A 12,697-nucleotide genomic window follows, 5' to 3' on the forward strand; every position below is an offset into this window, starting at 1 on the left:
TTATTATTTTTAATTCTATAGTTCTTTTAATAAGTATTTACATTAATATATATATTTAAAATTATCAATGTCTAAATTTTACACCTTCTAAAAATTCTCCTACTTTTTTATCATACTCATATTTGTTATTCCAGTAGGATTCCACGTGCCCGGCATTAGGAGCAATATATATATCTTTAACTCCCCTTTTTACATTATACATATCATTGCTCATGTATGTTGGAACATAGTCGTCTTCTTTACCATGAATAAACAAAATAGGTGTATCTACTTTATCCAAATTATTTATAGGAGAAACATCTCTAAAACTCCATCCTGCCCTTAGTTTTGTAACAAAACTTGTTAATGTAATTAAAAATGGAAGCCAATGTAAGTTATACTGCTTCTTCAATTGATGTTTCATAAGTATAGTTACATCTGAATATCCGCAGTCTGCTATGCAAAATTTCACTCTAGGATCAATGGCAGCATTTTGAAGTACAATTCCCGCTCCCATGGATTCTCCATGGATTCCAATTTCAGCTTCTTCTCCAAATCTATTTATTATCCAATCCGTCCAAGCTTTTAAATCATATTTTTCATAATATCCAAAGGAAACATTTTTTCCTCCACTTAATCCATGATATCTATTGTCATAGATAAGAATATTAAAATCTCTCTTTGAGAATATGTCAATATACTTAACAGATCCATAAAGAGAATAGGTAAATCCATGACATATTATAATAAATTTTTTAGAGTTTTCTCTCGGAAAGAATATTCCATGCAGTTTATATCCATAGGGGGATTCTATATATATTTCTTCCTTTTGTAACCTATTAAATTTCTCATCGTCTACTCTACCTTTTTCAACTTCTATATCATGGGTTCTTTCATAACTATACTTCTTCGGATGAATTATCAAGTTAGAAAAATAAATTCCAATTAAACTTAGAATTAAAATAAAAGATATGGATAAAATAACTATCACCATTAGCCCTATCCCCTTTTCACCATTCTAAACCTTCAATTTTTTAATCTCTAATTTTTCTTCTTTTGATACCCTTGTTGATTCAACTATCTTTTGTATAGACTTATTTCTACACCACTTGTCCATACTATTGCTCTTTATAAATTCAGTAACTTTATCCTTATTGCTTATATAGCATGTACTTATAAGCCAAGCTATCCCCATCTTTACATAATAATGCTGACTTTTTATGCTAGATACAGTATCAAATATAAAATCTAAATACTCATTTGTTGAATAGTAGTTATTTAACAGTATAAGTCCAAACCTAATCTCCCAAGGGTTATCACTTTTAACATATTCCTTTATCTTATTAAAAAATAGCTCTCTATTTTTATTTACTATCTGTTTTAATGTAGATACAAAGGAATCACATAGAGCCCAGTTATTTATTCTTAATATGTATTCATCTATTGCTTTTAATATTTCTTCAACATTTTCATAGTCTAACTTAGGTATTATCATACCCTGTAATAATTTTTCTTCATAAACCTCTTTATCTCTTAAATAATCATAAAGCTCTCTTATATTTTTGATTTTCCCAATATTATTCGATATCTTCCTTAAAATAGGTACTCTTATACCATAAGCATATCCCATATCTGGTATTATCCTTCTATTGAACTCTGCATAATCTTCTTCTCCTAGCTCTTTTAAAAACTGATTAAATATCTTTAAATTTCTCTCATCCCATTTTATATCTTTTAATTCTTCAATATTCATATTTCCTCCAGATATATTTTCTAATTTTTAATTAGTACTCTCTTTACTAATTTACTAATTTTAGTAACTTAATCATAAACCTAATTTACTTTAGCATCAACTACTTTAATTATTATATAAGACTGTATTTTAAGCAATTGCTGCTTTCACATAATTCGTTAAAAATTATGCTTTAACATTCTCTTCAAATTTTCTATAATCTCCATATAACTAGCTATTAATCCAACTATCTAAGAACTCTAAATTAAAATTCAATATTAATGATATAATAATCCTATAATAAATAAAATTGTGGAGGAGAAGTTCTATATGATTAACTTTACTTTTCAAAATCCAACAAAAATAATTTTTGGAAAGGGTACAGAAAGCAAAGTAGGATATGAATCTCAAAAATATGGTACTAAAGTTTTACTTCATTATGGTGGTGGAACCATTAAAAGAACTGGACTTTATGATAAAGTCGTTCAGTCTCTTGAGTCTTCTGGGATGACTATATTTGAATTTGGCGGAGTCCAACCTAATCCTAGATTAAGCTTAGTTAGAGAAGGAATAGAAATATGCCGCAAAAATAGAATTAGCTTTATTTTGGCAGTTGGTGGAGGAAGTGTTATTGACTCTGCAAAAGCCATTGCAGCAGGTGTTCCTTATGATGGAGATGTATGGGATTTTTATACTGAAAAAGCTAAAATAAAATCTGCTCTTCCTATAGGAGTTGTTTTAACTATACCCGCTGCTGGAAGCGAGTCCAGCACAGGATCTGTTATAACAAACGAAGATGGTTGGTATAAAAGACCTACTGGAAGCAGCTTTATTATACCCAAATTTGCAATAATGAATCCTGAATTAACATACACATTACCTCCATATCAAACTGCAGCTGGAGCTGCTGATATGATGGCACATATTTTCGAAAGATATTTTACAAATGAACATAATGTAGACTTAACCGATAGATTAAGCGAGGCTGCTCTTAAGACCATTATAAAAAATGTCCCTATTGCATTAAAGGAACCAACTAACTATGCAGCAAGAGCTGAAATTATGTGGGCAGGAACAATAGCCCATAATGGTTTACTTGGTACAGGTAGAATTGAAGACTGGGCAACTCACGATATAGAACATGAACTTAGTGGAATTTATGATATAACCCATGGAGCAGGACTTGCAATTTTGTTCCCTGCCTGGATGAAGTATGTATACAAACAGGATATAAATAGATTTGCTCAGTTTGCTGTAAGAGTATGGGATGTTGAACCTGATTTTAACAATCCTGAAAATACTGTTCTAGATGGTATCGAAAAAACTAAAGCATTCTTTAAGAATATAGGACTGCCTACTTCCTTAGTGGAAGCAAATATACCTGAGGATAGATTTGAAGAAATGGCTATGAAGGCAACAGAGGTCCATCCATTAGGCAGCTTCGTAAAATTAGAAAAAGAAGACGTATTTAATATACTAAAGCTAGCTAAATAGTGTATTATCTTAGCTAGTAAATCTAATAGAAAAGCTATAAAAAAACAGATAAATTAAGAAGTTACCTTAACTTATCTGTTTTTTACATCTGCTATACATGTTTCTTTATTCTTTTCCTTTTTATCTATTAAATCAATTTCATAAACTACTTTTGTTATGATAAAAGATAGCAGCATTAATCCTCCACATATCAAATATACATTTGAAAGAAAAATATTAACCTGCCACTCTTTCACTTCTCTTAAATTCTTCTTTACAATTTCATCCTTTGTATAATCTTTAAGCATATTTTCCAACTTTATTTTTTTTAATTCACTGACTAAAGCATCTTTGTCTTTAATTTTATTAATTTCCTCTAATTTTCCTATGGTTTCATTCAAATATAAACTTTTATAATTTTTAAGATTATCTATATAAGTTTTTACATTATCTCTTATGTATTCTAAGTCATATTCTATAATATTTACAGGTATTGCTTCTTTATAATCTGTAACTATTTTATCAATATCTTTATTGCTTATTCCTTCCTTTTCTGCCTTAACTAAAAAAGCTCTATTTAATCTATTTTCATATATAAATTCTGCGCCCTTTTCAGTATGTGCTATACCTATTATTAAAAATATAATAGCTCCTATAAGTGTGAAAATTAAAAGTTCTTTATCATACTCTAATTCACTTTTTTCTAAGCCTAGTAATCTACCTAAAATCTTAAACATTGTATTCTCCTTCCATGTAAAATGTAGTAACTATCTTGATTATTTACATAATATTAAATTTATAATCATTTACGCAAAGGTTATATACAAATTTGCTAAATTTATGAAAATAGTATACGAATATATTATTACCGTATTAAAAGTAAAATAATTGAATAAATGTTTCTGACTTCATAAATATTAGAAAGGTATGTATTTATATGAAAACAAAAAAAGTCTCCTTAAAAATTAACGATATAAGGCCAGGAATGAGATTAGCTGAAGAAATTAGATATAATAATCTACTTATTCTACCATCTGGATCTCTTATTACACAAATTTTATTAGATAGACTTAGAGATCGATACTTTCAACAAGTTATTACAGTTTACTGTGATGAAGATGTAACTAAAAAAGATTCAAATGAAATAAACGAAGAAAAAACCATAGAGAAGATACGAAAAAACTTTAATAAGATTTCTCAGGATATAGAACATGCTTTTAATAATATAAATAGCGCAACAATGATTGATATTAAAGAAGTGAGAAATTTTGCTAGTAAGATTCAAGATTATTTATATTCACCAAGTAATGTTGTAAAGAACATAGTACTTCACGGAAGTGGAGATGATGTTATCTATAAACATTCTGCAAATGTAGCAGCTTTAAGTTCTTTATTAGGTAAGTGGATAGGTCTTGATGAAAAGGAAATCAATCTTTTAACCTATGCTGCTATTCTTCATGACTTAGGTAAAACTAAAATAGATAAAAATATATTAAATAAAGTAGAAGCTTTAACTAATAAAGAAATATCTAAATTAAAATCTCATCCTACTATAGGATATGATTTTGTAAAAAATGTACCTTATTTACATAGTTCAGTAAGCTTTGGAATACTAATGCATCATGAAAGAATGGACGGTTCAGGATATCCTATGGGATTAAAAGGACCAAGGATACATCAATTTGGTAAAATAATTGCCATTGCAGATGTATTTGATGCAGTTAATTCAAATAGAGTATATAAAAAGAGAAAAGACCCTTTTAAAGCATTAGATACAATTCAAAAAGAAAGTCTTTTAAAGTTAGATTACGAATACAGTAAAATATTTATTGAGCATATCATGACCTACTATATAGGTGAAAAGGTTTTATTAAGTGATGGACGACTAGGTCAAATACTACAAATAAATATAAATAATTTATCAAGTCCATTAATTGTGTGTAATAATGATTTTATTGACTTAAATTTAGAAAAAAAATTGCGTATAGAAAATTTAGTAGAATAAAGCTAAAATTGCTTACTTGTAAATCTATAGTTATAACATGGATTTACAAGTAAGCTTTAAATTTATATATTCTATTTGGAATCACCTTAATGTTTACTATTTTATACTCACTCTGTACATTCTTCAAATCTATTTACTACCTTACCATCCACTTCAACTTGTTCTAAAAACATCTGAAGTGGCCTTACCCATATACCAAATTCACCATATAGAGCTTGGTATACAACTAAATCCTCAAGAGTTTCAGAATGCTTAGCTAAATGAAGCACTAAATATTTCTTTCCTTTAAAGTGCTTGTACTTTTTACCTATATTTATTTTTCTATTATTATTTGAAATACACATAGTCTTTCCTCCCAATCTATTTATTCTACTTATTTTTCATATGTTCACTACCCCATTGTGACATAAGGGTAAGTATTGGTATTAGAGTTTTACCTTCTTCCGTTAAAGAATATTCAACTTTAGGTGGAATTACATTATACTGCTTTCTATGAATTAGATTACCACTTTCCAATTCCTTTAATTGTTTACTTAGTGTTTTATGAGCAATAGGTTGTAGATTATCTTTTAATTTGTTATATCTTATTACTTCTTCTTTATATATTTCCCACAGTATAATCCATTTCCACTTACCCTCAACTACGGACATTGTGTAATACATTCCACAACTTCCATACTTACTTTCAAATCTATCCATATGGTACTCCTTTACTCACCTTTAAGTTAGTATATAACAAATAAGTGCATACTTACCTATTTTTAAATAATGATATATAATTCATAGCATAAAGTCAATCACATATTTAAATGGAGGTATAATCTATGAAAATACTAGCAATAAACGGAAGTCCGAGAAAAAATAAAAACACCGCTGCTCTTCTTAATAAAGCACTTGAAGGTGCAGCTTCTCAAGGAGCTGAAACAGAACTTATTAATCTTTATGACCTAAATTATAAAGGTTGTATAAGTTGTTTTGCTTGTAAAATAAAAAATGGTGAAAGTTATGGTAAATGTGCTCTAAAGGATGATTTATCACCTATACTTGAGAAAGCTGCAAATGCTGATGCCATTATTCTAGGCTCCCCAATATATTTTGCATCAATTACTGGGGCTATGAGATCTTTTTTAGAAAGATTCATGTTTCAATATTTAGTTTATGATACTGCTTATTCAAGCCTTTTTAGAAAAAAAGTATCAACCGCATTCATTTACACTATGAATGTTAATAATGATCGGATGAAAGATTCAGGATATGATGAATTGTTTAAATATTTAGAAATGGTTATGAAAAGACTTTTTGGTTCTTCTGAATCATTAATTGTCAATGACACATATCAATTCGACGATTATTCAAAATATGTTGCAACATTATTTGATGAGAAGAAAAAAGCAAAAGTTAGAGAAGAACAGTTTCCTAAAGACCTCCAAGAAGCCTTTAATATGGGAGTACGATTTACTCGACAAGCTAGTATATAAAATCTACTTTATTACAAATAGCATATAGAACCAGTACTATTCAAGTACTGGTTCTATCATATTTCCTCCTAATAACAAATTACAGGTGTATTTACATTAATATTATCGAATATTGCCTTTGCTACATTGTAAGGTGAATTTATGCAGCCATGGGAACCATTTGTCCTATATATATTTCCTCCAAACACACTTCTCCAACTAGCATCATGAATTCCTATGCCTCCATTAAAAGGCATCCAAAATGTAACAGGTGAAGCATAACCTGGGCCTCTCAAAACAGCACCTTTTTGTTTATATTTTAATCTATAAATGCCCTTAGGTGTTGAATGACTATTTCTTACATTCCCTGTAACAACATCTCCATGTACTATTAGTGATCCATTCTTATAAAACCATATATGTTGCTTTGCTATATCTATTTCTACATAGGTATTTCCTATATCGTTCTTAAAAGGAGCAAATGCAGTTTGGATATATACAGGCTCTTTTGTTATAGTCTCTCCATTTTTTATAGCATTAATTAAGCTTTCCCTTTCTTTAATTTTATTGATAGACCACCCGTAATCACCGCCACCTATACTTATTGTCTTTCCTGATGATGTAACAAAATTTCTTGTTTTACCAACTGTATTATAAGTTTTAGAAAGTCCATCTATATAATCTTTTACTTTTTTTTCATCAATTATAACTTCAAAGTTCTCATCGACCTTAAGCCATTTATTTATTATAGACCTATCTACGGTTTCTTTAGTATCTCCAGAATTATAGGTAATTTTTGAAGCTGCATATTTATTAAGCGTGTTTTTAACTTCTATTATTTTTTGTGATTTTGAATCATATTTGGGTTTTATATAACATCCCACTGATTCTAAATCTACTTCACCCTCCATCTTAAGTATTGAATCTACCACATGAGAATATAAAATTTCTTTATTTACCTTATTTCCAAGAATCTCATCTACAATTACGTAGCTATTATTTGTATATTTAAAGCTAGGGTTTTTAGGCTCAATTATGTTCCTACTATCAAAGCAATCAAGTTTATCTATTCGTTCCTTCAATAATTTTTTATCATATGAAGGTTCTATTGTTATTTTAGAATTCTTCGCAGTAAAAAGTGCCGAGATCCATTTAAAAGGATTCTGGCTATCTTTAAATCTCTTAAGCTCTTCATCTAAATTATATTTTAAACCCACATCACTAGCTTTTATTTCTTCACTTTTATTCTCTCGCTCTTTTAATTTTAAAGTGTAATTCTGAAGCTCTGATGTCATTATTATTTTTGCATCCTCTACAGTTTTTCTTGAAACATTAATGGAATTAATTTTGGAACCAAAGTAAAAATGATTCATGAAATATTTCGCCATTCCAAAATAAATAACAAGTAAAATACAAAAAAAAATCATTATACCTTTAACGATTTTTTTACGCTTTTCTATTGGTTCCTTTACCGTTTCTTCTATTACCTCTTCTGTTGATTTTCCTGTTGACTCTTCAATTGCCTTTTCTAGTTCCTTTCCCATAGCACCCACCTCTTTTACTTACAACAAAATTTGCAATTGGTAAATTTTGTATAAAAATATTTATACTATTCTATTCTATGTGGTCATATTTGTGATTGTGATAATTATTTAAATATAAATTTTATAATTAAATTCACATATTCTAAGAACTAGAAATTCTCTTGATTTTAGCCATTAAATTTTTTCTGGATAAAAAAAGAATCTACTTTATCAAAGTAAATCCTTCTTTACTAGGTTTCTATTAACAGCAATATTAGATATTTTTAATGAGTTTTTCTTCATTTATATGGTAATCTCCTGAGATATTTTAATTATTTCTCCTCTTTTCGTATCATCCAAACTTTCCAAATACTTGTTAAACTTCTCATGCCACTCTTTCTCACTTTCAGTACCATAATAAGCATCTAAAACTTTATCATTGGAAATACTTTTAATTAATAAAGCTACTTCAAAGTCATCTAGCGCCTTAAAAATATCAATAAATTCATCATCAAATATACAATCAGAACTAAATACATCTATAAAATCCTTTAAACTATGAAACTCTTCTCTGATAATCTCTATTTTATCTTCTACTCTATTACAATCTCTAATCTCTTCAGTTATATTCCTAAATTTACTATCATCTAAGCTTTTCCCATCCTCATATTTAAGTACATTTCTCTCAGGCTTGTTCAAAGTGATAAATATATTTTCTAAGGTATCAGTTTCAATATATCTCTTTATTTCATGGGCAATCTTGCAAGCAGTCTTATTTATATATTCAGTAAAGCTTTTATCTTTAATCAAAAGCTTCTGACTAAGTTTTTCTGCCGCTCCAAGAATCAATCTCATAGACTCCGCTTGAGATAAGTTTTTCATGATACTTTTAAGATATGATCTATCCCCTTTAACTATCTCTAAGGAACTTTCTTCTTTTCCTGCTAAAATGCACCCTAGGTAGTTAGTAAAAACTAACTGAAAAATATTAATTAACATGTGATTAGAATCTTGGTTAAAGCCTTTCAGTAAAGCTTCAATTTCTGAACTATCAAAGTATGAACAGAACTTATTTTCAAAAATCATTTTATTTAAATAATCCTCTATATATTCAACCCCTACTAAATCCCTTTCATCAATAGCTAGTGGATAATCTATAGCACCTGGAGTTTCATGGCTAGCAAACCTAATATCATACTCTTTAAAAAATAATGGAATTCCATAATCAATAGTATCTATATAAGCATAATTCTCTGTTTTCAATCTAGTTTCTTTTACAATCTCAAGTAATCTTTCACATTCATCTACTTTATCTTTTAATATTTTTTCACCCTGAGCAAATAAATACTTTATCTCCTTCTCTTTAATTAAAATTATACTTTTTTTTACTGTTGACTGGTTCTTTAAAAATAGTCCTAGAGTATAATAAATAGACAACATAATTTGCTCTGCAATCTCTACCCTAACTGAAGAACTTTTATTTTTTGTGTAGTAACCAACTGTTTCTGTTAGAATGTTTACCACTTGGAGTTGAATACCCTCAATTTCTTTTATATTCAATAAATTATTTGAGTTAGATACCTTCAGCAGAGATTGAAAATAATGTTCCTTACTTAATAAATTTTCAAAATCATATTCACTATTAATAATAAAATTATCCATTATTCCTCTTCATCTCCATTAACATTTAAATAATCAGTCACTTCATACTTTATATTATGAGATATCTTATCTAAGTATTTATATCTAAGAAGATCCAAATCTCCATGGCATTTATTATCAAAATGCTCCTTCATAAAATTAATTAACTGATCATCACTTATCTCTTCCATTGTTTCATTTTTATAATAATAAAAAGTTTCTATAAGATCATTTATAGTTTCAACATAATTATTTTGTAAAATATAAGGTGAATCACAAAAGCTGGAAATAATTTTCGCTATTATTCCTCCTCCAAATTCCACTCTGCCGCTGCTAATTAAAGCTTCATTTCTAGTTTTAATAATTGTTTTTATATCTTTCTCTGAAAGCTTTAATCCATATTCTAAAGTCTCTTCGTTAATCTGCTGAATTTCTATAAATGCTTGCCTAATTATTATAGAATTTGAAATAGACATAAGATTATTTTTCACAAATTAACCCCCTAAACTTTTAAAATTTTCTATTGACTTTTTGTTATATATATGATATGATATTATTGGTATTTTATATATACTGTGTAATTTTATCATTGCCTTACTTTTAAGTCAATGATATTTTTATGCTTAAATAGGATTAAACTAATCTAAAAAGTTAAATAAAAAGCCCTCCACATGGCTGTGGAGGGCTTTATTTTGCTTCTTTTGTTGTAATTATGGAATAAGTCTCTTCCTATCTCTAGTAATTAAAGTTGCTTCTCTTACATTTTCTAATCCTAAAATTTTTGCTGTTATTCTTTCTAATCCAATAGCCAATCCTCCATGCTTAGGCATTCCATACTTAAATAATTCTAAATAGCTTTCATAGTTATTAGGATTAAGTCCTTTATATTTCATATTTGCTACTAGTATTTTATAATCATGTATTCTTTGGCCACCTGTTGTAATCTCTATCCCTTTAAATAACAAGTCAAAACTATGAGTTTCTTCTTCACCATATGGCATTGTATACATTGGCCTTTTCTTTCTTGGATAGTTAGTTAAAAATACAAAATCGCTATTAAAATCTTCTTTTGCATATTTGCACAAAAGCTTCTCTGACTCTGGGTCTAAATCACCCTCTAAATCTTGTTTATTATAATTTTCTTTCAGTATATTAATTGCTTCCTTAAATTTAATCTTAGGTATTTCTTCATTTATCACTGGTAACTCAACTTGTAACAAATCTAAATATTTTTTTCCATTATTTTTTAATGATTTTAATATGAATCTTAACAATTTTTCTTCTAATCCTATAATATCAAATTCATTTTCAATGAAGCCTATTTCTAAGTCCATACTTATATATTCATTAAGATGTCTATTAGTATTATGCTCTTCTGCCCTATATGCATGCCCTATTTCAAATACTCTTTCGAATCCTGAACCAACCATCATTTGCTTATAAAATTGAGGACTTTGAGCAAGGTAAGCTTTATTTTCGAAGTATTTCACTTCAAAAACCTCTGTGCCACCTTCTACACCTTCTTTTACAATTTTAGGCGTATGAATTTCAGTGAAACCTTCTTTATTTAAAAACTCTCTAAATGAATTTACTATTAAATTCTGTACTTTAAAAATTGCATTTATCTTTGGATGCCTTAAACTTAATATCCTATTATTGAGCATTGTATCCAAATTCACTTCTAAATTCTCTTTGTTTATTTCTATTGGAAGCTCATCTTCAACTTTGCTTATAATTTCTATACTTTCCACTTGTACTTCAAATGGATTTAATTTATTCTTGCTTTCTTTAACATTTCCAATAATAGATACTACTGACTCAATACTTATTTCTGATAAATCAAATCCATTATTATTCACTACACATTGAACTAATCCTGATCTATCTCTAATAATTATAAAAGTTATAAGCTTTAATCTTCTAACTTTATAAATCCATCCTTTAATACATACTTTTTCATCTATAAATTCTTTTAATTCATCTACTAATTTTCTTTTCATCTTATTATTACCTCCAATTATTACCTCAAAAAAATAATCCCCTTGAGTAGAAAACTCAAGGGGCAAGATATTTCGCGGTGCCACCCTTTTTAATAATGTTTAATTAAATTAAGATATATACCATATAGAATGAGCTCTTTTCTATATATTAAAAAAGCACCCACTCCTAATAGAAGTGAATGCATATTTTCACGGTACCATCCTAATTCAACAATGTATTAATACATTATCATCTCAAGTCCCTATAACGGAGGAAAACCGTCTTACCCTACTATATATTTCAGATAAGCATCTCCAGAATGTCCTTCAATATTACCTTTCTCATAGGCTCCCACCAACCCTACTCTCTTTGGATACTAAGTATATATTTACTCTTTCCTTCAATGAATTTACTTTTACTATATTCTATTTAAAAATACTCTTATTGTCAATATCCATTTTTTATAAAGTGTAAGGATTATATTTTAAACTTAGATTTAGATTTTTGCAGTATAACTGTAATTTTTCTTAATAGAGACAAACTTAATTACGGCAGACAATATTATAGACAATTTAAAGAATTATCTATGGTAATTTCTCATGAATATAATTTTGAATTAACTAATAATAATGCCTCTAAGGGTAACTCTTTAGAATATCTAGCCGATTACTTAGGTATTTCATTAAACGATATTACAGCAATCGGTGATAATTACAATGATATATCTATGTTTAAAAAAGCTGGGATAAGCGTTGCAATGGGAAATGCTGAAGATGATATAAAAAATATATGCAGCCATGTATCACTATCAAATGATCTCAATGGTGTAGCTCATTTTATTCACGAATTAATGAACAAATTAAAGCTTAAATCAGCTCCGGCGTAACCATTTGGGCATGACGGAGTA

The 12,697-nt window shown here is 28.3% G+C and carries 13 protein-coding genes and 1 other annotated feature; of the genes, 4 read left to right on the top strand and 9 right to left on the bottom strand.

What is annotated here, in order from left to right; translation table 11 throughout:
• Positions 1-64: 64 nt before the first annotated feature.
• Positions 65-973: an alpha/beta hydrolase gene (locus ACWW38_RS07025; protein ID WP_456260074.1), complete on the bottom strand. Its 909-nt coding sequence runs from the start codon at positions 971-973 to the stop codon at positions 65-67.
• Between the two features lie 24 nt (positions 974-997).
• Positions 998-1,732 carry a DNA alkylation repair protein gene (locus ACWW38_RS07030; RefSeq protein WP_456260075.1) on the bottom strand — a complete coding sequence of 245 codons (735 nt, stop codon included), beginning with the start codon at positions 1,730-1,732 and terminating at the stop codon, positions 998-1,000.
• A 309-nt stretch (positions 1,733-2,041) separates the two neighbouring features.
• On the opposite strand from ACWW38_RS07030, the gene ACWW38_RS07035 reads away from it, so the two are divergent.
• Positions 2,042-3,205, top strand: coding sequence for an iron-containing alcohol dehydrogenase (locus tag ACWW38_RS07035; RefSeq protein WP_456260076.1), 1,164 nt, complete (start codon positions 2,042-2,044; stop codon positions 3,203-3,205).
• 71 nt (positions 3,206-3,276) lie between these two features.
• On the opposite strand, the gene ACWW38_RS07040 is transcribed toward ACWW38_RS07035, so the two are convergent.
• Positions 3,277-3,921: a hypothetical protein gene (locus tag ACWW38_RS07040; RefSeq protein ID WP_456260077.1), complete on the bottom strand. Its 645-nt coding sequence runs from the start codon at positions 3,919-3,921 to the stop codon at positions 3,277-3,279.
• Positions 3,922-4,121: 200 nt separating this feature from the next.
• On the opposite strand from ACWW38_RS07040, the gene ACWW38_RS07045 reads away from it, so the two are divergent.
• Positions 4,122-5,189 (top strand): HD domain-containing phosphohydrolase, encoded by a 1,068-nt coding sequence (locus ACWW38_RS07045; RefSeq protein ID WP_456260078.1) that lies wholly within the window; start codon positions 4,122-4,124, stop codon positions 5,187-5,189.
• Positions 5,190-5,296: 107 nt separating this feature from the next.
• Here the strand turns inward: ACWW38_RS07045 and ACWW38_RS07050 are convergent, their stop codons facing one another.
• Complete coding sequence (locus ACWW38_RS07050) at positions 5,297-5,533, bottom strand: DUF1653 domain-containing protein (RefSeq protein WP_456260079.1); 237 nt, start codon at positions 5,531-5,533, stop codon at positions 5,297-5,299.
• 25 nt (positions 5,534-5,558) lie between these two features.
• Positions 5,559-5,888: a winged helix-turn-helix transcriptional regulator gene (locus ACWW38_RS07055; RefSeq protein ID WP_456260080.1), complete on the bottom strand. Its 330-nt coding sequence runs from the start codon at positions 5,886-5,888 to the stop codon at positions 5,559-5,561.
• A 125-nt stretch (positions 5,889-6,013) separates the two neighbouring features.
• Here ACWW38_RS07055 and ACWW38_RS07060 point away from each other — a divergent pair, with 125 nt between their 5' ends.
• Positions 6,014-6,667: a flavodoxin family protein gene (locus ACWW38_RS07060; protein WP_456260081.1), complete on the top strand. Its 654-nt coding sequence runs from the start codon at positions 6,014-6,016 to the stop codon at positions 6,665-6,667.
• 68 nt (positions 6,668-6,735) lie between these two features.
• Here the strand turns inward: ACWW38_RS07060 and ACWW38_RS07065 are convergent, their stop codons facing one another.
• The 4 genes from ACWW38_RS07065 to aspS form a co-directional block, all read right to left on the bottom strand.
• The gene (locus tag ACWW38_RS07065) at positions 6,736-8,190 is read right to left on the bottom strand and encodes a peptidoglycan binding domain-containing protein (RefSeq protein ID WP_456260082.1); all 1,455 of its coding nucleotides are present in this window, start codon (positions 8,188-8,190) and stop codon (positions 6,736-6,738) included.
• Between the two features lie 282 nt (positions 8,191-8,472).
• On the bottom strand, positions 8,473-9,831 hold the full coding sequence (locus ACWW38_RS07070) for a DUF6179 domain-containing protein (RefSeq protein ID WP_456260083.1): 1,359 nt from the start codon (positions 9,829-9,831) through the stop codon (positions 8,473-8,475).
• Positions 9,831-10,301 (bottom strand): DUF6323 family protein, encoded by a 471-nt coding sequence (locus tag ACWW38_RS07075; protein ID WP_456260084.1) that lies wholly within the window; start codon positions 10,299-10,301, stop codon positions 9,831-9,833. The genes ACWW38_RS07070 and ACWW38_RS07075 overlap by 1 nt, the downstream gene beginning before the upstream one ends.
• A 219-nt stretch (positions 10,302-10,520) precedes the next feature.
• Complete coding sequence (gene aspS, locus ACWW38_RS07080; RefSeq protein ID WP_456260085.1) at positions 10,521-11,810, bottom strand: aspartate--tRNA(Asn) ligase; 1,290 nt, start codon at positions 11,808-11,810, stop codon at positions 10,521-10,523.
• A gap of 168 nt (positions 11,811-11,978) precedes the next feature.
• Positions 11,979-12,203, bottom strand: a binding site (T-box leader).
• Between the two features lie 68 nt (positions 12,204-12,271).
• On the opposite strand from aspS, the gene ACWW38_RS07085 reads away from it, so the two are divergent.
• A complete protein-coding gene (locus ACWW38_RS07085; RefSeq protein ID WP_456260434.1) occupies positions 12,272-12,676 on the top strand; it encodes an HAD-IIB family hydrolase in 405 nt (134 codons plus the stop codon).
• Positions 12,677-12,697: the final 21 nt, after the last annotated feature.

The organism is Clostridium sp. JNZ J1-5, assembly GCF_053901425.1.